This is a genomic window from Streptomyces sp. MUM 203J (genome assembly GCF_022414595.1).
Taxonomy (GTDB): Bacteria; Actinomycetota; Actinomycetes; order Streptomycetales; family Streptomycetaceae; genus Streptomyces.
Genome location: NZ_JADWYO010000060.1, coordinates 16,644 through 37,488 on the forward strand (window position 1 = coordinate 16,644; position 20,845 = coordinate 37,488).

Annotated in this window: 20 protein-coding genes; 13 read left to right on the forward strand and 7 right to left on the reverse strand. The window is 72.1% G+C overall.

Going from position 1 to position 20,845, the window contains the following annotated elements; all coding sequences use genetic code 11:
* Positions 1 to 120: 120 nt before the first annotated feature.
* Positions 121 to 1,557: a gamma-aminobutyraldehyde dehydrogenase gene (locus tag I3F58_RS24020; protein WP_240110760.1), complete on the forward strand. Its 1,437-nt coding sequence runs from the start codon at positions 121 to 123 to the stop codon at positions 1,555 to 1,557.
* 64 nt (positions 1,558 to 1,621) lie between these two features.
* Here I3F58_RS24020 and I3F58_RS24025 read toward each other — a convergent pair whose 3' ends face one another.
* Entirely contained in the window at positions 1,622 to 2,782 is a 1,161-nt protein-coding gene (locus tag I3F58_RS24025; protein ID WP_240110761.1) for a beta-ketoacyl synthase N-terminal-like domain-containing protein, read from the reverse strand.
* Positions 2,783 to 3,005: 223 nt separating this feature from the next.
* Here I3F58_RS24025 and I3F58_RS24030 point away from each other — a divergent pair, with 223 nt between their 5' ends.
* Together I3F58_RS24030 and I3F58_RS24035 are read left to right on the forward strand one after the other, a co-directional pair.
* Complete coding sequence (locus tag I3F58_RS24030) at positions 3,006 to 3,572, forward strand: HXXEE domain-containing protein (RefSeq protein WP_240110762.1); 567 nt, start codon at positions 3,006 to 3,008, stop codon at positions 3,570 to 3,572.
* A complete protein-coding gene (locus tag I3F58_RS24035) occupies positions 3,569 to 4,150 on the forward strand; it encodes a hypothetical protein (RefSeq protein ID WP_240110763.1) in 582 nt (193 codons plus the stop codon). The genes I3F58_RS24030 and I3F58_RS24035 overlap by 4 nt, the downstream gene beginning before the upstream one ends.
* Here I3F58_RS24035 and I3F58_RS24040 read toward each other — a convergent pair.
* Positions 4,044 to 4,817 (reverse strand): glycerophosphodiester phosphodiesterase, encoded by a 774-nt coding sequence (locus I3F58_RS24040; RefSeq protein ID WP_240110764.1) that lies wholly within the window; start codon positions 4,815 to 4,817, stop codon positions 4,044 to 4,046. The two genes, I3F58_RS24035 and I3F58_RS24040, sit on opposite strands and share 107 nt — an antisense overlap.
* Before the next feature lie 47 nt (positions 4,818 to 4,864).
* Positions 4,865 to 5,890 (reverse strand): adenosine deaminase, encoded by a 1,026-nt coding sequence (locus I3F58_RS24045; RefSeq protein WP_240110765.1) that lies wholly within the window; start codon positions 5,888 to 5,890, stop codon positions 4,865 to 4,867.
* A gap of 87 nt (positions 5,891 to 5,977) precedes the next feature.
* Here I3F58_RS24045 and I3F58_RS24050 point away from each other — a divergent pair, with 87 nt between their 5' ends.
* A complete protein-coding gene (locus I3F58_RS24050) occupies positions 5,978 to 6,706 on the forward strand; it encodes a DUF4190 domain-containing protein (RefSeq protein ID WP_240110766.1) in 729 nt (242 codons plus the stop codon).
* Between the two features lie 88 nt (positions 6,707 to 6,794).
* Here the strand turns inward: I3F58_RS24050 and I3F58_RS24055 are convergent, their stop codons facing one another.
* Positions 6,795 to 7,358, reverse strand: a complete 564-nt coding sequence (locus I3F58_RS24055; RefSeq protein WP_240110767.1) for an NADAR family protein — start codon at positions 7,356 to 7,358, stop codon at positions 6,795 to 6,797.
* Between the two features lie 175 nt (positions 7,359 to 7,533).
* Between I3F58_RS24055 and I3F58_RS24060 the strand changes: the two genes are divergently transcribed.
* The 7 genes from I3F58_RS24060 (at position 7,534) to I3F58_RS24090 (ending at position 15,606) form a co-directional block, all read left to right on the forward strand.
* Complete coding sequence (locus tag I3F58_RS24060) at positions 7,534 to 9,081, forward strand: gamma-aminobutyraldehyde dehydrogenase (protein WP_240110768.1); 1,548 nt, start codon at positions 7,534 to 7,536, stop codon at positions 9,079 to 9,081.
* 96 nt (positions 9,082 to 9,177) lie between these two features.
* The gene (locus I3F58_RS24065; protein ID WP_240110769.1) at positions 9,178 to 10,425 is read left to right on the forward strand and encodes a spermidine/putrescine ABC transporter substrate-binding protein; all 1,248 of its coding nucleotides are present in this window, start codon (positions 9,178 to 9,180) and stop codon (positions 10,423 to 10,425) included.
* A gap of 134 nt (positions 10,426 to 10,559) precedes the next feature.
* Positions 10,560 to 11,714, forward strand: a complete 1,155-nt coding sequence (locus I3F58_RS24070) for an ABC transporter ATP-binding protein (protein WP_240110770.1) — start codon at positions 10,560 to 10,562, stop codon at positions 11,712 to 11,714.
* Positions 11,711 to 12,646, forward strand: coding sequence for an ABC transporter permease (locus tag I3F58_RS24075; protein ID WP_240110771.1), 936 nt, complete (start codon positions 11,711 to 11,713; stop codon positions 12,644 to 12,646). The genes I3F58_RS24070 and I3F58_RS24075 overlap by 4 nt, the downstream gene beginning before the upstream one ends.
* Positions 12,647 to 12,657: 11 nt before the next feature.
* Positions 12,658 to 13,464 carry an ABC transporter permease gene (locus I3F58_RS24080; protein ID WP_240110781.1) on the forward strand — a complete coding sequence of 269 codons (807 nt, stop codon included), beginning with the start codon at positions 12,658 to 12,660 and terminating at the stop codon, positions 13,462 to 13,464.
* A 43-nt stretch (positions 13,465 to 13,507) separates the two neighbouring features.
* A complete protein-coding gene (locus I3F58_RS24085) occupies positions 13,508 to 14,926 on the forward strand; it encodes an FAD-binding oxidoreductase (RefSeq protein ID WP_240110772.1) in 1,419 nt (472 codons plus the stop codon).
* 215 nt (positions 14,927 to 15,141) lie between these two features.
* Positions 15,142 to 15,606, forward strand: coding sequence for a hypothetical protein (locus tag I3F58_RS24090; protein ID WP_240110773.1), 465 nt, complete (start codon positions 15,142 to 15,144; stop codon positions 15,604 to 15,606).
* A gap of 10 nt (positions 15,607 to 15,616) precedes the next feature.
* Here the strand turns inward: I3F58_RS24090 and I3F58_RS24095 are convergent, their stop codons facing one another.
* The 3 genes from I3F58_RS24095 to I3F58_RS24105 all read right to left on the reverse strand — a co-directional run bounded on the left by I3F58_RS24095 (position 15,617) and on the right by I3F58_RS24105 (position 19,124).
* Entirely contained in the window at positions 15,617 to 16,180 is a 564-nt protein-coding gene (locus I3F58_RS24095) for a phosphatase PAP2 family protein (protein ID WP_374208026.1), read from the reverse strand.
* A 359-nt stretch (positions 16,181 to 16,539) separates the two neighbouring features.
* Positions 16,540 to 17,889 (reverse strand): 4-aminobutyrate--2-oxoglutarate transaminase, encoded by a 1,350-nt coding sequence (gene gabT / locus I3F58_RS24100; protein WP_240110775.1) that lies wholly within the window; start codon positions 17,887 to 17,889, stop codon positions 16,540 to 16,542.
* A 188-nt stretch (positions 17,890 to 18,077) separates the two neighbouring features.
* Positions 18,078 to 19,124 (reverse strand): hypothetical protein, encoded by a 1,047-nt coding sequence (locus tag I3F58_RS24105; protein ID WP_240110776.1) that lies wholly within the window; start codon positions 19,122 to 19,124, stop codon positions 18,078 to 18,080.
* 302 nt (positions 19,125 to 19,426) lie between these two features.
* On the opposite strand from I3F58_RS24105, the gene I3F58_RS24110 reads away from it, so the two are divergent.
* Positions 19,427 to 19,999 carry a stress protein gene (locus tag I3F58_RS24110; RefSeq protein WP_240110777.1) on the forward strand — a complete coding sequence of 191 codons (573 nt, stop codon included), beginning with the start codon at positions 19,427 to 19,429 and terminating at the stop codon, positions 19,997 to 19,999.
* A 59-nt stretch (positions 20,000 to 20,058) separates the two neighbouring features.
* Complete coding sequence (locus I3F58_RS24115; protein WP_240110778.1) at positions 20,059 to 20,589, forward strand: SPOR domain-containing protein; 531 nt, start codon at positions 20,059 to 20,061, stop codon at positions 20,587 to 20,589.
* The last annotated feature ends 256 nt before the right edge of the window (positions 20,590 to 20,845 follow it).

Below are 20,845 nucleotides of genomic sequence, written 5' to 3' on the forward strand. Positions count from 1 at the left end.
GTCGAAAGCGTGGTGGAAACGACTAGGCTGGGTGTCTCATCAACCGGACAACGGTGACCGGTGATCGGTGACCGGTCGCCAGTGACCACGACACCGAGATCGACTAGGAGGGGTGGCCACGTGACCACCGAGCTGCGTCGTCTGCGCAACTACATCAACGGCGAGTTCCGCGACGCCGCCGACGGGCGGACCATCGACGTCGTCAACCCCGCCACCGGGGAGGTCTACGCCACCTCGCCGCTCTCCGGACAGGCGGATGTCGACGCCGCCATGGAGGCCGCCGCTGCCGCCTTCCCCGCCTGGCGGGACACCATCCCGGCGGAGCGGCAGAAGGCCCTGCTGAAGATCGCGGACGCCTTCGAGGAGCGGGCCGAGGACCTGATCGCCGCCGAGTGCGAGAACACCGGCAAGCCGGTCGGGCTGACCCGCAGCGAAGAGGTCCCCCCGATGGTGGACCAGATCCGCTTCTTCGCCGGTGCCGCCCGCCTGCTGGAGGGCCGCTCCGCCGGCGAGTACATGGAGGGCATGACCTCCATCATCCGCCGCGAGCCGGTCGGCGTCTGCGCCCAGGTCGCGCCCTGGAACTACCCGATGATGATGGCCGTCTGGAAGTTCGCCCCGGCCATCGCCGCCGGTAACACCGTCGTGCTGAAGCCGTCGGACACCACCCCGGCGTCCACCGTCCTCATGGCGGAGATCATCGGCTCGATCCTCCCCAAGGGCGTCTTCAACGTCATCTGCGGCGACCGCGAGACCGGCCGCGCGATGGTCGAGCACTCCACCCCCGCCATGGCCTCCATCACCGGCTCCGTGCGCGCCGGCATGCAGGTCGCGGAGTCCGCGTCCAAGGACGTCAAGCGCGTCCACCTGGAGCTGGGCGGCAAGGCGCCGGTCGTCGTCTTCGAGGACACCGACATCGACAAGGCCGTCGAGGACATCTCCGTCGCCGGGTTCTTCAACGCCGGTCAGGACTGCACCGCCGCCACCCGCGTCCTCGTCCACGAGTCCATCCACGACGAGTTCGTCGCCGCCCTCGCCAAGGCCGCCGCCGAGACGAAGACCGGGCAGCCGGACGACGAGGACGTGCTGTACGGCCCGCTCAACAACGCCAACCAGCTCAAGCAGGTCACCGGCTTCGTCGACCGGCTCCCCGCCCACGCCAAGGTCGAGGCGGGCGGTCACCGCGTCGGTGACAAGGGCTACTTCTACGCCCCGACCGTCGTCTCCGGCCTCCAGCAGGACGACGAGATCATCCAGAACGAGGTCTTCGGCCCCGTCATCACGGTCCAGTCGTTCCGCGACGAGGAGCAGGCCGTCGAGTACGCCAACGGCGTCGAGTACGCCCTGGCCTCCTCCGTCTGGACCAAGGACCACGCGCGCGCGATGCGCCTGTCCAAGGCCCTCGACTTCGGCTGCGTGTGGATCAACACCCACATTCCGCTGGTCGCGGAGATGCCGCACGGCGGCTTCAAGAAGTCCGGCTACGGCAAGGACCTCTCCGCGTACGGCTTCGAGGACTACACGCGCATCAAGCACGTGATGACCTCCCTGGGCTGACGCCCGGGCGCACGGATGAAGGGCGGGCCCCGAGGCCCGCCCTTCGCCGCATCCGGGGGGCGGGCTACGGCGTGCGGAACGCCAGCACCGCGTTCTGGCCCCGCAGCGCGCACACCGTGCTCAGCGCCGCCCCCACCGGGCGGCGACGCGGCGACTTGGTCACCACGTCCAGCTCGATCTCCGGGTCCAGCCGGTCCAGGTTCGCGGTCGGCGGGATCGCCTGGTCCCGCAGGGTCAGCACCGTGCACACCGCCTCCACCGCGCCCGCCCCGCCGACCGAGTGGCCGATCACGCTCTTCACCGCGGTCACCGGCGGCGGCGTCCAGCCGAACACCCGGCGCAGCACCCGTGCCTCCACCAGGTCCTCCAGCGGCACCCCGCTGCCGTGCGCGTTCACATGGTCGACGTCCTCCGGGCCCAGCCCCGCGTCCGCCAGCGCCGCCCGCAGCGCACGCTCCACGCCCCGCCCCTCCAGGTCGGGGCCGCCCCCGCCCTGAGGCCGCGCCGAGGCCCCGTACCCGGCCAGCACGGCACGCACCGGAGCCCGCCGCGCCCGGGCGTCCGCGCATCGCTCCAGCACCAGTACGCCCGCCGCCTCGCCCAGCACGAAACCGTCCCGGTCCGCGTCGAACGGGCGGGACGCCCCCGCCGGGTCGTGCCCACGGGACGACAGTGCCCCGCCGGCCGCCCCGCTCCCGTACGCCGCCACCGCCGCCCGCTCCCGCGCGCTCTCGCTGCCGCCCGCCACCGCCACGTCGCACGCACCGGCCCGGAGCAGGTCCCGGGCCACCCCGAGCGCCGTCGCCCCGGAGGCGCAGCCCGCGGACGTCACGAACGCGGGGCCGGACGCCCCCAGCGCCGTACCGATCACGTCGGCCAGTCCGTCGCCGCCCCCGCCGCCGCTGTGGCCGACGACCACTGCCACCCGCGCCCCCGCCCAGAGGGCGCCGCCCGCCGTGAGGCCCGCGTCCGCGACCGCCTGCCGGGCCGCCGCCACGCCCATGCGCAGTGCCCGGTCCGCCCCGGCGGCGCCGAACCCGGAGACCCGGCAGGAGAAGTCCACCGGCAGCCCGGCCAGCAGTTCGTCCCGGGCCGCCGTCGACCGGCCGTCCAGCAGCCCGTCCCAGCTGGTCTCCGTGTCGGGACCGGCCGGGGTGACCAGGCCGATCCCGGTGACCGCGACATCGGTGGGCCGGCGTACTCCATCAGGGACGTGGACGCGCAAGGTCGACTCCAGACAGGCGAGCTGACGGGACGGAGGTTCTACGAGGAAAGAGGAGAGGCGCCACCCTACGGGCGGCCCGGCCCGCCATCTGCCCGCCGCGGCACCGATCGGCGGCCTCCCCGTGCCAAAAGCACCCGCGCAGGTGACCCGCCTTCACGTTGTTGACGGACGTGTACCGGTGTCACGGCACCGGAATCGTCAACTCCGCACGCAGTATGGAGATATGAGGAACGATGATGTGAATCTCGGCGCCACGGTGGGACTGTTCGCCGCCTGGGCCCTGCACGACGCAGAGGAGATCGCCTTCGGGCCGCGCTGGACACGTACCCGCCTCCCCGGACTGCGCGACCGGTTCCCGTCCGTGCCGGAGCGGGTGTGGCGGGCCATGGAGAGCGTCGACCAGCGGGAGTTCACCGCCGCGGTCGGGGTGATGGGGGCGGTCGTCGCGGGAGCGGCCGTCGCGGGCGCCCGCACCGGCGGGCGGTCCGGCTTCTACCAGGGAGCACTGACCGGCTTCGGGCTGCACGGTCTGGTCCACATGGCGCAGGCGGCCGTCGTACGCGGCTACACGCCGGGGTCGGTGACGTCCCCGCTCGTCGTGGTCCCGTTCACCCTGTGGGCGCGCGGGAGGCTGCGGCGGGCCGGGGTGCTGAAGCCCACGCGGGCGCGTGACGCGGCAGCCGGTCTGGCACTGGCCGCGGGCGCGACCATCCTCTCGCACACGGTCGCCCGCAGGATCACCGGGGCCCGGCCGGAGGGCCGCAAACCCGGGCGTACGCTGCGGACATGACAGAGCCGAGCGCCCTCCTGCGGCGGATCCGTGTGTGGTTGGTGTTCTTCATCGTGTGCCTGGTGCTGAGTGGGGCGACCGCTTTCCCGCTGGTCACCGAACTGCGGTTGATGGACGACGCGCTGGCCGGGTGGGCCTCGCCCGTCGCCGACGCCCTCCCCGGCCTCGCGGAGTGGATCGGGCGGGTGCGTGCGGGCCTCGACAGCGCCTCGGCCGAGCACCCGTTCCTCCTGTACGGCACGGACTGGCTGGCCTTCGCGCACCTGGTGATCGCGGTCGCGTTCTACGGCCCGTACCGGGACCCCGTCCGCAACATCTGGGTCATCGACTTCGGGATCATCGCCTGCGCCGGCATCGTCCCGCTGGCCCTCATCTGCGGCCCGATCCGGGGCATCCCCTTCTGGTGGTCGGTCATCGACATGGCCTTCGGGGTCTTCGGCGTGATCCCGCTGCTCCTCGTGCGCCGTCACATCAAGCGGCTGGAGGCCCTGACCGAACCGGTCGGCGGCCTCGGGGCGCTCCGGGCCGCGGCGCAGTCGGGACCGACCGGTCCGGTCCGTTCGACAGCACGGACCTGAGCGCGTCCACGCGGTTCGTGGTGATGGAGTCCGCACCGTGGGCGACCAGCCGCCGCATGCTCCGCCGGGTGTCGGCGGTCCAGGCGGACACCAGCAGCCCGTCCCGGTGGACGCGGTCCGCGAGGGCCCGGCTGACCAGCCCGAAGCGGTAGTTCAGCCAGCGGGGGCGCAGCACGTCTACGAGCGCCGGGCGGGCCGGGGCCAGCGTCGTCCAGGTCAGGGCCAGTTCGGCGGCCGGATCCGCCGCCCGTACCAGCAGCATCGCGGCCGCGCCCGAGCAGTAGTAGACGCGGTCGGCTGCGGCGCAGTCGTGGACGGTGCCGACGACGGCCGGTACGGACTGCTCGGTGGCGCCCGGCAGGTCGAGCATCACCCGGTGCGGCCCGGCCGCCTCCAGCGCCTCGCGCAGCGTCGGTACGCCCTCCGGGCCGGTCAGCTCGCGGACATCGGCCACCGTCAGCGCGGCCAGCGGACGGTCGATCCGCCACAGCCGCTTCAGCGTGTCGTCGTGGAGGAGGACCGGGACGCCGTCCCGCGTGAGCCGTACGTCGACCTCCACGGCGTCCGCGCCCCGGGCCAGGGCCGAGCGGATGGACGCCAGGGTGTTCTCGCGGACCCGGTACGGGTCACCCCGGTGACCGACGGCGGTGACGGTGCGCGTGGTCATGGACCCATTCTCGCGGCCCGGGCCGCCGCGGCGCGAGGCCGGTGAGGTCAGCGGATCAGCCACTGCTCCGTGTAGGCGTCGATCTCCGCGGTGATACGGGACTTGCCCGCCGGGTCCAGGAAGGACGCCTCCACCGCGTCCTTCGCGAGCGCGGCCATCCCCCGCTCGTCCAGGCCGAGGAGCCGGGCGGCGACCGCGTACTCGTTGTTCAGGTCCGTGCCGAACATGGGCGGGTCGTCGGAGTTGACCGTCACCAGCACTCCGGCGGCCACCATCTCCCTGATCGGATGCTTGCCGAGGTCGGTGACGGCCCGGGTGGCGATGTTGGAGGTGGGGCACACCTCCAGCGGGATCCGGTGCTCCGCCAGGTAAGCGAGCAGCTCCGGGTCCTGCGAGGCACTGGTGCCGTGGCCGATGCGCTCGGCGCCCAGCTCGTTCAGCGCGTCCCAGACGGTCTGCGGGCCCGTCGTCTCGCCCGCGTGCGGCACCGAGTGCAGCCCGGCCGCACGGGCACGGTCGAAGTACGGCTTGAACTGCGGGCGCGGCACACCGATCTCCGGGCCTCCCAGGCCGAAGGACACCAGGCCCTCGGGGTGCAGATCCACGGCGAGGCGCGTGGTCTCGGCGGCGGCCTCCAGGCCGGCCTCGCCCGGGATGTCGAAGCACCAGCGCAGAATGACTCCGAGTTCGGTCTCGGCGGCCCGGCGGGCGTCCTCGATGGCCTCCATGAAGGCCTTCTCGTCGATACCGCGCCGGGTCGAGCTGAACGGGGTGATGGTCAGCTCGGCGTAGCGGATGCTCTGCCGGGCCATGTCGCGGGCCACCTCGTACGTCAGCAGCCGGACGTCCTCCGGGGTGCGCACCAGGTCGACGACCGAGAGGTACACCTCGATGAAGTGCGCGAAGTCGGTGAACGTGAAGTAGTCCGCGAGCGCCTCCGGGTCCGTCGGCACCTTCGAGTCCGGGTGGCGTGCGGCCAGTTCGGACACGATGCGGGGGGAGGCGGAGCCGACGTGGTGGACGTGCAGCTCGGCCTTGGGCAGCCCCGCGATGAAGGGGTGCAGGTCGGTCATCGGGGGTCCTCCGTACGGGTGAGCCGTCCCTGGTCACCGGTCATCGTAAGCGGGTCGTTAGCATGGCCGGACACGATGGGGGAGGCCATGGCAGACAACAGCGACCGCAACGACCCCTGGGCGCCGCCGGAGCAACGGACCGCGCCGCAGGACCCGGCCGGTCCGTTCCCGGGCACCCCGCAGGGACCCGAAGGCACGGGGCCGGTGAACCTGGGCAAGAGGCCCGAGGCCACGCCGCCTTCCCAGCAGCCGACGGTGACGTCCATGCCCGCCGCCGGCTTCGGTGCTCCTCAGGGCCCCGGCGACGTGCCGCCGCCCCCGGTGGCGCCGGGCGGCCCCGCGCAGCCGGCGCCCGGGCCGTACGGCTACCCGGCGGCGCCCGCGGCGGGGCAGCCGGGCACCGGGTACGGGTATCCGGGGCCCGCCGGCTACCCCGACACCTCCGGCTACCCGGCGCCGTACGGGCCCGGCGGCTGGGGCGCGCCCGCCCAGCCCAACAACGGGCTCGGCATCGCCTCGATGGTGCTCGGCATCATCGCCGTGGTGACCTGCTGGGCCTGGGGCCTGGGTGTCGTCCTCGGCGTGCTGGCGCTGATCTTCGGGATCATCGGGCAGAGGCGGGCGAAGCGGGGCGAGGCCACGAACGGCGGCATGGCCGTGGCGGGGATCGCCACGGGGGCGGTCGGGATCGTGCTGGGCCTGGCCGCGGTGGTCGGGCTGATCGTGACGGCCATGAAGGCGGACGAGCTGGGGTCGCGGTACGACTCCGAGGAGTCCTACGGAGTGGTGCTGGTCCTGGAGGAACGGACCCGCTGACACCGCGTTCCGCAGCGCAGCCGGGGTGGTGGGGGCACGGCACGGAGCCACCGGCGGCCGTGGCACGGCGGGCCACCGCGCCTCCCCGTCACCCGGCTGACCGCCCCTCACCCCGAAGCCGCTCCCTGGCTTCCATCAGCGCGAAGCCCAGCAGGTTCAGCCCCCGCCACCGTGACGGGTCCGAGGCCCGGGGGTCGTCGGCGGTCAGACCGATGCCCCAGACGCGGTCCATGGGGCTGGCCTCCACCAGGACGCGGTCGCCCGTGCTCAGCAGATAGTCCCGCAGGTCCTCGTGCCGGCCGAACTTGTGGACACTGCCCGACACCACGATCCCGAACCGCTCGCGCCGCCACACCTCCTCGTCGAAGCCGCGCACCAGCCGCCCGGCCTTCTTGGCCAGCGCCGGGTTCGGCGCCTCCAGGGCCCGCCGCTCGGCCTCCGGATCACTGAAGAGGCGCGCCTTCTCGGCCATCATCCAGTGCTCGGCCGTCCCGTACCCCACCCCGTCGACCGTGAACGGCGACGGCCACCACTGGCTGAGGCACCCCGCCCCCGGCGTCCCGTCACGCTGCGCCCGGTGCCCCCAGAAGTGCAGGTACTTCACCCTCTTTCCCCTGCTGACCCGGTCGATCAGCTCACTCACCGTGTTCATGCACGCCAGCATCGCACCCGCCACTGACACTCCGTACGGAGATTTTCCACCGGGTGCGACACATGGTCGACCGAATCCGTCGCGTAACCAAAAGGCAACAACGGAATCCCTTGTTGGACCGGCACTCCTCTGTCAGGATCAGCACTCAATTCAGGCCGGGACAACGGAGAGCGTCATGGGCTTCCAGACAGCACGGACACCCGACAAGGCGGAGGACACCGCCGCCGTACGGGAGCGCTTCGCCGCGGGCGCGCAGTTCATCGGGGGGCGCCTGCGGCCCGGCACGTCCGGCCGCACCCACACCGTGACCGACCCGGCCACCGGCCGGGAGGTCCTCACCTACCGGCTGGCCGGCCCCGCCGACGTGGACGCCGCGGTGGCCGCGGCCCGCGACGCCTTCCCGGGATGGGCCCGGGCCACGCCCGGTGAGCGCTCCGAGGTCCTGCACCGCTTCGCCGCGGTCCTGGACGAGCGGGCCGAGGACCTCGCCCGCGCCGAGTCGCTGCAGTGCGGCAAGCCGCTGAAGCTGACCCGTGAGTTCGACGTGCCGGGCACGGTCGACAACACCTCCTTCTTCGCGGGCGCCGCCCGCCACCTCCAGGGCCAGGCCGCGGGTGAGTACAGCGGTGACCACACCTCGTACATCCGCCGGGAGCCGGTCGGGGTCGTGGGCTCCATCGCGCCCTGGAACTACCCCCTCCAGATGGCCGCCTGGAAGATCCTCCCGGCCGTCGCGGCGGGCAACACCATCGTCCTCAAGCCCGCCGAGAACACCCCGCTCACCTCGCTGATGTTCGCCCAGGCGGCCACCGACGCCGGCCTCCCCGACGGCGTGATCAACATCGTCTCGGGTGCCGGACGGGAAGCGGGCGAGCACCTGGTCGGCCACCCGGACGTCGCCATGACCTCGTTCACCGGCTCCACCGCCGTGGGCAAGCGGGTCGCGGAACTGGCCACCGCCACCGTCAAACGACTCCACCTCGAACTCGGCGGCAAGGCCCCCTTCGTCGTCTTCGACGACGCCGACGTCGAGGCCGCCGCCCAGGGCGCGGCCGCCGGCGCGCTCATCAACACCGGCCAGGACTGCACCGCCGCCACGCGCGCGTACGTCCAGCGGCCCCTGTACGAGGCGTTCGTCGCCCGGGTCGCGGAGCTGATGGAGACCGTACGCCTCGGGGACCCCTACCGGGACGGCACCGACCTGGGGCCGCTCATCAGCCACGCCCAGCGGGACCGGGTGGCCGCCTTCGTCGACCGGGCCCGCTCTTACGCCACCGTCGTCACCGGCGGCGAGATCCCCAAGGGCGGCCTCGGGGACGGCGCCTACTACCCGCCCACCCTCGTCACCGGCGCCGCCCAGGACAGCGAGATCGTCCAGCACGAGATCTTCGGGCCGGTCCTGGTCGTCCTGCCCTTCGACGGCGACGACGAGGGACTCGCGCTGGCCGACGACACGCCGTACGGGCTCGCCGCCTCCGCCTGGACCCGGGACGTCTACCGCGCCGGGCGCGCCACCCGGGAGATCCAGGCGGGCTGTGTGTGGGTCAACGACCACATCCCGATCATCAGCGAGATGCCGCACGGCGGGTACCGCGCCTCCGGCTTCGGAAAAGACATGTCAACGTACTCCTTCGAGGAGTACACCCAGGTCAAGCACGTGATGTTCGACAACACGGCGATCGCGCGGAAGGACTGGCACCGGACGGTCTTCGGAGATCGGTGACCGCCGGACCACGACGAAACGGGGACCCGAGAGCCCGCACCCGCCCGGCGCCCTCCGACCAGGCGCCCGCACCCATCCTCCCGAAAGGCACAGCGCATGGAGCAGTACGAGCCCGACAGCCTCTCCGCGGCACAGCTCGCCGCGATGCGGCGCAGCCTGACGAACGGCAGGGGATCCCTCACCCGCCGTTCCGTGCTGCGCGCCTCGGGTGCCGGAGCCCTCACCCTCGGCGGGCTCGCCGGGCTGAGCGCCTGCGGCATCCCGCCGGCCAAGCGGGAGGGCCAGGGGCCGGCCTCCACCGACCGCTCCGAGCAGGAGAAGACGCTCAGCTTCTCCAACTGGACCCAGTACATCGACATCAGCGACGACGAGAAGCACCGGCCCACCCTGGAGGCGTTCACCAAGCGCACCGGCATCAAGGTCAAGTACACCGAGGACATCAACGACAACGTCGAGTTCTTCGGCAAGATCAAGCCGCAGCTCGCCGCCGGCCAGGACACCGGCCGCGACCTGATCTGTGTCACCGACTGGCTCGCCGCCCGCATCATCCGCCTCGGCTGGGCCCAGAAGCTCGACCCGGCCAACCTGCCCCACGCGTACGCCAACCTCGCCCCGCAGTTCCGCCGACCCGACTGGGACCCGGGCCGGGCCTACTCGTACCCCTGGACCGGCATCTCCACCGTCATCGCCTACAACGTCAAGGCGACCGGCGGGCGCAAGGTCGACTCGGTGACCCAGCTGCTCGACGACCCCAGGCTGAAGGGCCGGGTCGCGTTCCTGTCCGAGATGCGGGACTCCGTCGGCATGACCCTGCTCGACATGGGCAAGGACCCGGCCACCGTGACCGACGCCGACTTCGACGCGGCGCTCGGGCGCCTCCAGAAGGCCGTCGACAGGAAGCAGATCCGCCGCTTCACCGGCAACGACTACACCGCCGACCTCAGCAAGGGCGACATCGCCGCGTGCCTCGCCTGGGCCGGCGACCTCATCCAGCTCCAGGTCGACAACCCGGACATCCGCTTCGCCATCCCGTCGGCCGGCTACATGACCTCCACCGACAACCTCCTGGTGCCGGCCCAGGCCCGGCACAAGACCAACGCCGAGAAGCTCATCGACTACTACTACGAGCTTCCCAACGCCGCGGAACTCGCCGCGTACATCAACTACGTCTGCCCCGTGGACGGGGTCCGCGACGAACTCGCCGCGATCGACCCGGAGCTGGCGTCCAACACGCTGATCCTCCCGGACAAGGCCATGGCCGCGAAGTCGCACGCGTTCCGCTCGCTGTCCAGCGAGGAGGAGACCGCGTACGAGGAGAAGTTCGGCAAGCTCATCGGCGCGTGAGCGGCCCCCGCCCGGGGGTCTCGCCCCCTGGCCCCCCTCGCGCCTGAAGGGCGCTTGTCCTCAGCCTCCCCCGAGCTCGACGAGCAGGGGACGCCCTCACGGGCTTCACGCCCCGACACCTGGGACCACGATTCATGACGACTGACACGCACACCGGCGGCGACGTCCGCCTCTCCGGGATCAGCAAGACCTACGGCTCCTTCACCGCCGTCCAGCCGCTCGACCTGACCGTCCCCCAGGGCTCCTTCTTCGCCCTGCTCGGCGCCTCCGGCTGCGGGAAGACCACCACCCTGCGCATGATCGCCGGCCTGGAGGACCCCACCACCGGCACCGTCCACCTCGGGGACCGCGACGTCACCGACCTGCCCCCGCACAGGCGGCCCGTCAACACCGTCTTCCAGTCGTACGCGCTCTTCCCGCACCTCGACATCCGGGAGAACGTCGCCTTCGGGCTGCGCCGCCGCGGCATCAGGTCCGTGAAGACACAGGTCGACGAGATGCTGGAACTGGTGCAGCTCGGAGACAAGGCCAAGCACAAGCCGCACCAGCTCTCCGGCGGCCAGCAGCAGCGCGTCGCCGTCGCCCGCGCGCTCATCAACCACCCCCAGGTGCTCCTCCTCGACGAGCCGCTCGGCGCCCTCGACCTGAAGCTGCGCCGCCAGATGCAGCTGGAGCTCAAGCGCATCCAGACCGACGTCGGCATCACCTTCGTCCATGTCACCCACGACCAGGAGGAGGCCATGACCATGGCCGACACGGTCGCGGTGATGAACGGCGGCCGGGTCGAGCAGCTCGGCGCCCCCGCCGACCTCTACGACAACCCGCGCACCACCTTCGTCGCCAACTTCCTCGGCACCTCGAACCTCATCGAGGCCGAGGTCGTCGACGCCGCCTCCGACGACCTCGTCGTCGCGGCCGGCGGCGGCAAGCTGAGGCTGCCCGCCGACCGCTGCTCCGCCCCCGCCACCGGCGGCGGGAGAATCCTCGTCGGCATCCGCCCCGAGAAGATCGCCCTCAGCCACGCCGACGACGCCGACGGCATCCCCGCCGGGCGCAACAAGGTCACCGGCCGGATCGCGGACACCTCCTTCATCGGCGTGTCCACCCAGTACGTCATCGACGGCCCCGCCGGAAGCGGCCTCCAGGTGTACGAGCAGAACGTCGAGCGCGACTCCCGCCTCGCTCCCGGTGCCGAGGTCGTCCTGCACTGGAACCCGGCCCACACCTTCGGCCTCGACGCCGCCCAGGACGCCTCCGCGGGTGTCGAGACGGTGGAGGGCGCCGTATGACGACCGCCGTCACCGACACCCCGCCGCCCGTCACGGAGCCGACCGCGCCGGCCGTACGGAAGCGGTCCACGCGCAAGCGGCTCGTCCCGTACTGGCTGCTGCTGCCCGGCATCCTGTGGCTGCTGGTCTTCTTCGCCCTGCCGCTCGTCTACCAGGCCTCCACCTCCGTCCAGACCGGCTCCCTGGAGGAGGGCTTCCAGGTCACCTGGCACTTCCAGACGTACTGGGAGGCGCTCGGCGACTACTACCCGCAGTTCGCGAAATCGCTCCTGTACGCCGGGACCGCGACCCTGCTGTGCCTGCTGCTCGGCTACCCGCTCGCCTATCTCATCGCGTTCCGCGCCGGACGCTGGCGCCACGTCCTGCTGGTGCTGGTCATCGCGCCCTTCTTCACCAGCTTCCTCATCCGCACGCTGGCGTGGAAGACGATCCTCGCGGACGGCGGCGCCCTCGTCGGGACCCTCGACGCGCTGCATGTCCTGGACGTCACGAGCTGGCTCGGCCTGACCGAAGGCAACCGGGTGCTGGCCACCCCGCTCGCGGTCGTGTGCGGTCTGACGTACAACTTCCTGCCGTTCATGATCCTGCCGCTCTACACCTCGCTGGAGCGCATCGACCCCCGGCTGCACGAAGCCGCCCACGACCTGTACGCCTCCCCGGTGACGACCTTCCGCAAGGTCACCTTCCCGCTGTCCATGCCGGGCGTCGTCTCCGGCACCCTGCTCACCTTCATCCCGGCGAGCGGCGACTACGTCAACGCCGAACTGCTCGGCTCCACCGACACCAAGATGATCGGCAACGTCATCCAGACGCAGTTCCTCCGGGTGCTCGACTACCCGACGGCCGCCGCGCTGTCGTTCATCCTGATGGCGATCGTGCTGATCATGGTCTCGGTCTACATCCGCCGGGCCGGAACGGAGGACCTGGTCTGATGCCGATGCTGCTGACGCCACTGCGCTGGATCCGACGCCACCTCGTCGTCCTCGCGGGCCTGTTCACGCTCGCCTACCTCGTGCTGCCGAACATCGTCGTGATGGTGTTCTCCTTCAACCAGCCCAAGGGACGCTTCAACTACAGCTGGCAGGAGTTCTCCCTCAACGCCTGGAAGGACCCCTGCGGCGCGCCCGAGCTGTGCGGCGCGCTCGGACTGTCCCTCCAGATCGCCGCCTGGGCCACCCTCGGCGCGACCGCCCTCGGCACGATGATCGCCTTCGCGCTGGTCCGCTACCGGTTCCGGGCACGCGGCGCGATCAACTCGCTGATCTTCCTGCCGATGTCGATGCCCGAGGTCGTCATGGCCGCCTCGCTGCTGACGCTGTTCCTCAACATGGGTGCCGAGCTGGGATTCTGGACGATCCTGATCGCCCACATCATGTTCTGCCTCAGCTTCGTGGTGGTCGCGGTCAAGGCCCGGGTCATGTCCATGGACCCGCGGCTGGAGGAGGCCGCGCGGGACCTCTACGCGGGTCCGGTGCAGACCTTCCTGCGGGTCACCCTGCCGATCGCCGCGCCCGGCATCGCGGCCGGCGCGCTGCTGGCCTTCGCGCTGTCGTTCGACGACTTCATCATCACCAACTTCAACTCCGGCTCCACCGTGACCTTCCCCATGTACGTGTGGGGCTCGGCGCAGCGCGGCACGCCCGTGCAGATCAACGTCATCGGCACGGCCATGTTCGCCCTCGCGGTCCTGGTGGTCGTCGCCGGACAGCTCCTCACGGCCCGCCGCAAGCGAGCCGACAGCCTCAAGTAACCGCCACTCACCACCACTGACATCCCTGAGGGAGATGGAAGTCATGGCCCCAGTCGCCATGCGTACCGCTGCACGATCACTCTCGGACGCCCAGCCCGTCCCCTTCTGGCTGGAAGACCCCGGCAAGCCCGCCGCGCTGCCCGCCCTCACCGCGACCGAGCACTGCGACCTGCTCGTCGTCGGCGGCGGCTACAGCGGACTGTGGACCGCGCTCCTCGCCAAGGAGCGCGACCCGCGCACGGATGTCGTGCTCATCGAGGGCCGGGAGGCGGGCTGGGCCGCCTCCGGCCGCAACGGCGGCTTCTGCGCCGCCTCCCTCACCCACGGCCTCGGCAACGGCCTGGCCCGCTGGCCCGGCGAGCTGCCGAAGCTGGAGGAGCTGGGCCTGCGCAACCTCGACGCCATCGAGGCGGCGGTCTCCTCCTACGGCATCGACTGCGACTTCGAGCGGACCGGCGAGATCGACGTCGCCACCGAGCCGCACCAGCTCGCGGAGCTGCGCGAGATGCACGAGACGGCCGAACGGCTCGGCCTGGCCGGCGGACTGGAACTCATGGACCAGGACGCCCTGCGCGCCGAGGTCCACTCCCCGACCTTCCTCGGCGGCCTGTACGACCGGAGAGGCGTCGCCCTCGTCCACCCCGCGAAGCTCGCCTGGGGCCTCAAGCAGGCCTGCCTCGACCAGGGCGTCCGCATCTACGAGAACACCCGGGGCCTGTCCCTGGACACCTCGGGCGCGTCCATGGCGGTGCGCACCCCGTACGGGCAGGTCCTCGCGCGCCGGGTCGCCCTCGGAACCAACGTGTTCCCGTCCCTGGTCCGGCGGCTGCGCCACTACACCGTCCCGGTGTACGACTACGCGCTGATGACCGAGCCCCTGACGGACGAGCAGCTCGCGTCCATCGGCTGGAAGAACCGCCAGGGCCTCGCGGACACCGCCAACCAGTTCCACTACTTCCGGCTCAGCGCCGACGGCCGCATCCTGTGGGGCGGCTACGACGCGGTGTACGCGTTCGGCGGACGGGTCCGCGCCGAGCACGACCAGCGGCCGGAGACCTATCTGAAGCTGGCCGAACACTTCTTCCGCTGCTTCCCGCAGCTGGAGGGCGTCCGCTTCAGCCACGCCTGGGGCGGCGCCATCGACACCTGCTCGCGCTTCTCGGCCTTCTTCGGAACGTCGCACCGCGGCCGGGTCTCCTATGCCCTCGGCTACACGGGCCTCGGCGTCGGCGCGTCCCGGTTCGGCGCGGACGTGATGCTGGACCTGCTGGCGGGGGAGCGGACGGAGCGCACGGCGCTGGAGATGGTCAGCTCCAGACCCCTGCCGTTCCCGCCCGAGCCGTTCGCCTGGGCGGGCATCGGCGTCACCCAGTGGTCCCTGGCCCGTGCCGACGCGAACGGAGGCCGCCGGAATCTGTGGCTGCGGGCGCTGGACCGGATGGGCCTGGGCTTCGACAGCTGACACCGGCTCCCGGTTCCGGGGAAGGGGAGGGCCGAGGAGCGGCCCGCCGCGGGCGCCCCCGACGCGCCCCACAACGTGCCTCCGCACACCTTCCCGCGCCGGTTCACCCCTTCGAGTCACAGGAACCCGCGTAATGATCCACCCACCCCGCCGTCTCCCCGTGTGAACGCACTGCCCGTCCGGGCAGGCACACACGGACATGGAGGCAACACGCGATGACACCAGGGGCCAGGGCCGCGGTGGAGTGGCTGGCGTCGGTGGCGCCGGACCCCGACGCCTGCCGGTGGGAGTGGGAGCGCAACCCGGAGGGCGTGGCCCTGCTGCCCGCCGGGCGGCGCTGGGACGTGCTGATCATCCCGGGGCGGCTCGGATACCCGACACTCGACGTGCTCCAGCGGCTCGTCGACCGCCCGGGCCCGGTCCTCGCCGACTTCGGGGACGGACGGATGGGCTTCTTCGTGCCGCCCGGCACCGCCGCCAACTGGGTGGGCACGGGTGTCCGCAGCGCGGGCAGCGGCACCTGGATCGTGGTGCCGTACCCGGGCCGGACCACCGGCGGCGTACGTTGGCTGGTCCTCCCGGACGGAGCGGGCACCCTCACGGACCCGGCGCTGCTGGAGCTGGCCCTGCACGAGGCGGCCGGACACATCGCGAGCAGCGGGGGAGGCGGTCCGGCCTGACGGGCACAGGTCAGGAACAGCGCCGCCGCTCGACCACGGCGCGCACCGCGCCGAAGGCCGACAGCACCGCGCCGAACAGCAGCACGCTCGCCGCCACGTCCAGCGGCCAGTGGTAGCCGCGCAGCACCAGCCCCGCGCCCGTCGCCGCCGTCAGCACCACCGCTACGGGCAGCAGGGTCCGCCGGTGCACCAGCAGCGCGGCGCAGCAGTACGCGACGAGGGCGGTCGCGGTGTGCCCGGACGGGTAGTACCCGGTCGCGTCGGTGAGCGGCCCCGGCCGGGCCAGCAGCAGCTTCAGCGGGACGACCAGCAGCGGTACGAGGAGCATCGCGAGCCCCGCGTGGAGCGCCCGTCGCCGGTGGCCGCGCCACCCCGCGTAGGCCATGGCCGCCAGCAGCACGGGCAGGGCGACGTGCATGCTGCCCAGGTCCGCGCCGAGCTCGGTGAGCCAGGCCGGGCCGCGCCCGGCGAGCGCCCGCCCGGCCCGCTCGTCCAGTCGCAGCAGCGGGCCCCGGACAGCGACCTGCCAGGTCGCCAGCAGGAAGCCGCACAGCAGCAGGAGCGGGGGAGACACGGAAGCCGGTCGGCCAGGAACCGGGGGGATGGTTCCTGGCCGACCGGCTGGACCGGTGTACGGCCGCGCGCCCCGGGGGGTGTGGGGCGGGCGGCGGTCCGATCGGTGAGGAGTGCCGGAGCTGGGGACTCCGGCGGAGTGCGCGGACGCACGCCCGGGACAGGACTGGGGAAGTCCCGGCCCGGAACCGCTCGCAGTCCCCCACGAGCGGGGTTCTTCTCTCATCCGTGACAACGGTATGCCAGCGGGAAGGGGGCCGACAGGCGGAACCCGAACCCGCCATCGGCCCCCCACAGCTTCTTCACCTGTCCGGCCGGGGTCCCGGGGGCAGCCCCCGGGACCCCGGCCCAGGTGGGCTGTCAGATCCGGCCGAACGCGTCCTCGATGATATCGAGGCCCTCGTGGAGCAGGTCCTCACCGATGACCAGCGGCGGCAGGAAGCGCAGCACGTTCCCGTACGTGCCGCAGGTCAGCACCAGCAGACCCTCGGCGTGGCAGGCCTTGGCCAGCGCGCCGGCGGCCTCCGGGTCCGGCTCCTTGGTCGCCGGGTCCTTCACCAGCTCGATCGCGATCATCGCGCCACGGCCGCGGATGTCACCGATGACGCAGTCCTTCTTGTCGGCGAACTTCTCCTGCATGGCGGAGAGGCGGGCCTTCATGACCTCCTCGATGCGCTTCGCCCTGCCGTTGAGGTCCAGCTCCTTCATCGTCTCGATGGCGCCCAGCGCACCGGCGCACGCCACCGGGTTGCCGCCGTAGGTGCCGCCGAGGCCGCCCGCGTGGGCGGCGTCCATGATCTCGGCACGGCCGGTCACGGCGGCCAGCGGCAGACCGCCGGCGATGCCCTTCGCGGTGGTGATCAGGTCGGGGACGACGCCCTCGTCCTCGCAGGCGAACCACTGGCCGGTACGGCAGAAGCCCGACTGGATCTCGTCCGCGACGAACACGATGCCGTTGTCGGAGGCGAACTTGCGGATCGCGGGCAGGAAGCCCTTGGCCGGCTCGATGAAGCCGCCCTCGCCGAGCACCGGCTCGATGATGATCGCCGCCACGTTCTCGGCGCCGACCTGCTTGGTGATCTGGTCGACGGCCTGCGCGGCGGCCTCGGGGCCGCAGTTCTCCGGGCCGGTCGGCCACCGGTAGCCGTAGGCCACCGGGACGCGGTAGACCTCCGGCGCGAACGGGCCGAAGCCGTGCTTGTACGGCATGTTCTTCGCGGTCAGCGCCATCGTCAGGTTCGTACGGCCGTGGTAGCCGTGATCGAACACGACGACCGCCTGGCGCTTGGTGTACGCGCGGGCGATCTTGACCGCGTTCTCGACGGCCTCGGCGCCGCTGTTGAACAGCGCGGACTTCTTGGCGTGGTCACCCGGGGTCAGCTCGGCCAGCGCCTCCGCGACCTCCACGTAGCCCTCGTACGGAGTCACCATGAAGCAGGTGTGGGTGAAGTCCGCGAGCTGCGCCGACGCGCGGCGGACGACGGCTTCGGCGGAGGCGCCCACGGAGGTCACGGCGATGCCGGAGCCGAAGTCGATCAGACGGTTGCCGTCGACGTCCTCGATGATGCCGCCGCCCGCGCGGGAGGTGAACACCGGCAGCACCGAGCCGACGCCGGCGGCGACCGCGGCGACGCGGCGGGCCTGAAGCTCCTGCGACTTCGGGCCGGGGATAGCGGTGACGACGCGGCGCTCCTGCGGGATTTCGGTCATGCGGGGCTCCTGGGGTGCTGCGGACGCGGGGTCCGTGGACGCTCTTGTCTCTACTTTCTCCCGCAGGCTAGGCCCGGGCACCGCACCCGGGCATGCGCCGTTCGGGAGTGGTGCGGCGGGTGCCGTTGTCCGCGGCGGACATAGCGGCAGGGCCTTCGCCCCCACGTCGCCGGGATCGCAGGCCGGACTCACCGCCCCGCCGCCTCGCGTGACGTCGCCCGGCTGGCCAGCAGATACCCGGCCTGGAAACGGCTGCTCGCGCCCAGCTCGTCCATCAGCTGGGAGACCCGCCGTCGGCAGGTGCGCAGCGACATGCCGAGCCGCCGGGCGATCACCTCGTCCTTCGCCCCGGAGGCCAGCAGCCGGACGATCGCGTCGCGCAGGCAGGTCTCCGTCACCTCCGTGTACCCCGGCGCGAAGGGCTCGGCCACATGCCACGCATGGCCGAACACCGCCGCCATGTACGCCACCACCGACGGCTCCCGCACGACCGCGGCCGACCCGGGGTCGTCGGGCACAGGCAGGAAGGCCGCCGACCGGTCGAAGACCAGCAGCCCGCCGAACAGCCCGCCCAGCGTGCGGACCTCGCCCCCGGCGTCGCCCACGACCTGGGCGTACCGCTGGGCGTCCCGGCTGTGCCGGGCGGTGTGCTGGTACAGCACCCGCAGCCGTACGCCCCGTTCCAGCAGTTCCAGGTCCCGGGCCTGCTCGTCCTCAGCGGCCGGTCCGGTCCGGTGCCCGCCGCGGAGCCGGACGGCCAGCACCTCCTCGGCGCAGAGCGCCGCCGCGTGCGCCACCAGGAGGTCCACCCGTTCCCTGGGGCCGACCACCTCGACGGCGTCCGCCGCCCGCCGCCCGACGTTCGCCTGCTCGTACAGTGGGCGCAGCGCCTCCAGCCGGGCCCGGGCGCGGGCCAGTGTGTCCAGGCGGCGGCGCAGCCGGCCCTCCTCGGGCCCGATCAGCTCGGCCGCGGCCGTGGACGGGCTGACCGCCCGGAGCGTGCCGGAGGTCCAGGCCCGCGCGATCTGCGGCTCCCGGTCCGGCCCCGGCTCCCAGGAGGGGCCGGGCTCCCGCGTGGCGAGCCGATGGTCCAGCAACTCGCCCACCGCCTCCTCCAGCTGACGTGCCGACAGCCCCAGTGCGGTCCCGACCGACTCCAGCGTCGTGGCGCCCTCCGCCAGCAGATGCGCGTAGGCGCGCCGGGCCGTCTCGCCAAGATCCATGGATGCGTTCACGGTCTCCCCTTCACCTTCCTGCCAGACCTCTTCCTGTACGGGGCGATCCCTGGACCCGGCGGAGCGGACCGAGGATTCTTGAGGCGTCCGGAAAAGCGGCGGAACGCTTTTCCGGAGCCGAATTCACGTTGGTGTCACCGTGCCCACCCATTGTGAGTTGAGAACGCTCTCAATGGTTGCCTGACGATGTTTTCCGGACACGTTGGCGTTTCTTGGACGCACGTTTTTCCGCCACCCGGGAAATGTCCGCATGCCGTCGTCGGCGGGGCACATCGAGAGAACGGAATGAGGAGAGAACCGTCATGAACCATCGCCGTCGGCGTATCGCCACCGTGGCCGTCAGCTCGGCCGTCCTGACCGGGCTCGTCCTGCCCGCCACCGCCCTCGCCGCGAATCAGGCGCCCGCCGCCCCCTCCCCGGCACCGGCGGCCCCCCAGGCCCCCTCCGGGATGTCCGCGCCGACCGTGCCGTCGCCCGTCCGGGGCGTCGTCAACAGCGAGGCGGGCGCCCAGGCGGGCAAGGCGGACGTGGCCGTCGCCATCCTCGACATCACCAAGCGGCTCATCGGCATCGTCAACAACGCCATCGAGCGCAAGCAGAACCGCAGCGGCTATGTGAAGAGCCTCATGGAGGGCGCCTTCTACGAGGCCGGGCAGCGTTACAACGTGATGGTCATCAACAACTCCAACCGGCACACCGCCCACCTCAGGGGCGTCAAGTACGACGCCAGGATCAGCGGCCACTACGGCACGTACCGCGTGCTCGTGTTCGAGTCCGGCGAGTTCACCAACCACGGCGACGGCGGCTGGATCAACTGGGCCTTCCGCGGCTGGTTCGACCGCAACGGCAGCCATGTGAAGTTCCGCCGCCCCTGACGCCCCCACTCCGCTCCCGTACCGGCACGCGCTCACGCTTCGGAAGGAACCGCACCAGCATGCGACGCAGCTCCACCCTCGCCGCCATCACCCTCACCTCGGCCGCCCTCGTCGGCGCGGCCGCCCTGCCCGCCCAGGCGGCACAGACCCCCGCGCCCCGGCCCGCCGTCGAGGCGCCCGCCCCCGAGGGCGTCTCCGCCCCGGCCGTCGAGGCCGCCGAGGCGGGTGACAAGAAGGTCAGCGTCAAGGTCGCCATGGACCAGCTCGGCGCCGGCAACCGCATCGCGGACGCCCTGAAGGGCATCAAGACCGGAGACCGCGGACACTTCGTCCGCGAAGCCGTCAACAGGGCGTTCAGCGCGGCGGGCGGCCGTCACAACGTGATGCTGATGAACCTCAGCCAGGGCTACAAGGAACGCCTCCGCGGCAAGCGCCTCTACGCGAACGTCCAGTGGGGCAACATCTACTACGGCCTGTGGATCGCGGAGTCCGGCGAGTTCACCAACGAGGGCGACGGCGGCTGGATCAACTGGGGTTTCAAGGGCTGGTTCGACCGGAACGGCGGCCATGTGAAGTTCCGCCGCCCCTGACGGCCCCGCCGGTCACCGCACCGGCGAGCCCGCCCGCGCCCCGCGTCTCCCGCGCCAACCCCCGCCCGGGGCACTAGATTGACGGGTGCACAGACGCGCGGGCCTGGCTGGTCAGGGGGCAGGGAATGGACAGGGACGGTACGTCGTACGAGGCACGGGGCGCCCACGCGGACCCCGTGCCACGCCCGGCCACTCCTCCGGCCCCGCCCGCCCCGCCCCCTGTCCCCGCGCAGCCGCCGTCCGCGCGGCCCGCGGC

Excerpts from the sequence above, each read along its gene's own strand:
- I3F58_RS24030 (WP_240110762.1), top strand. The coding sequence starts at position 3,006 with ATGAGGAACGATGATGTGAATCTCGGCGCCACGGTGGGACTGTTCGCC.
- I3F58_RS24035 (WP_240110763.1), top strand. The coding sequence starts at position 3,569 with ATGACAGAGCCGAGCGCCCTCCTGCGGCGGATCCGTGTGTGGTTGGTG.
- I3F58_RS24040 (WP_240110764.1), bottom strand. The coding sequence starts at position 4,817 with ATGACCACGCGCACCGTCACCGCCGTCGGTCACCGGGGTGACCCGTAC.
- I3F58_RS24045 (WP_240110765.1), bottom strand. The coding sequence starts at position 5,890 with ATGACCGACCTGCACCCCTTCATCGCGGGGCTGCCCAAGGCCGAGCTG.
- I3F58_RS24050 (WP_240110766.1), top strand. The coding sequence starts at position 5,978 with ATGGCAGACAACAGCGACCGCAACGACCCCTGGGCGCCGCCGGAGCAA.
- I3F58_RS24055 (WP_240110767.1), bottom strand. The coding sequence starts at position 7,358 with ATGAACACGGTGAGTGAGCTGATCGACCGGGTCAGCAGGGGAAAGAGG.
- I3F58_RS24060 (WP_240110768.1), top strand. The coding sequence starts at position 7,534 with ATGGGCTTCCAGACAGCACGGACACCCGACAAGGCGGAGGACACCGCC.
- I3F58_RS24065 (WP_240110769.1), top strand. The coding sequence starts at position 9,178 with ATGGAGCAGTACGAGCCCGACAGCCTCTCCGCGGCACAGCTCGCCGCG.
- I3F58_RS24070 (WP_240110770.1), top strand. The coding sequence starts at position 10,560 with ATGACGACTGACACGCACACCGGCGGCGACGTCCGCCTCTCCGGGATC.
- I3F58_RS24075 (WP_240110771.1), top strand. The coding sequence starts at position 11,711 with ATGACGACCGCCGTCACCGACACCCCGCCGCCCGTCACGGAGCCGACC.
- I3F58_RS24085 (WP_240110772.1), top strand. The coding sequence starts at position 13,508 with ATGGCCCCAGTCGCCATGCGTACCGCTGCACGATCACTCTCGGACGCC.
- I3F58_RS24090 (WP_240110773.1), top strand. The coding sequence starts at position 15,142 with ATGACACCAGGGGCCAGGGCCGCGGTGGAGTGGCTGGCGTCGGTGGCG.
- gabT (WP_240110775.1), bottom strand. The coding sequence starts at position 17,889 with ATGACCGAAATCCCGCAGGAGCGCCGCGTCGTCACCGCTATCCCCGGC.
- I3F58_RS24110 (WP_240110777.1), top strand. The coding sequence starts at position 19,427 with ATGAACCATCGCCGTCGGCGTATCGCCACCGTGGCCGTCAGCTCGGCC.
- I3F58_RS24115 (WP_240110778.1), top strand. The coding sequence starts at position 20,059 with ATGCGACGCAGCTCCACCCTCGCCGCCATCACCCTCACCTCGGCCGCC.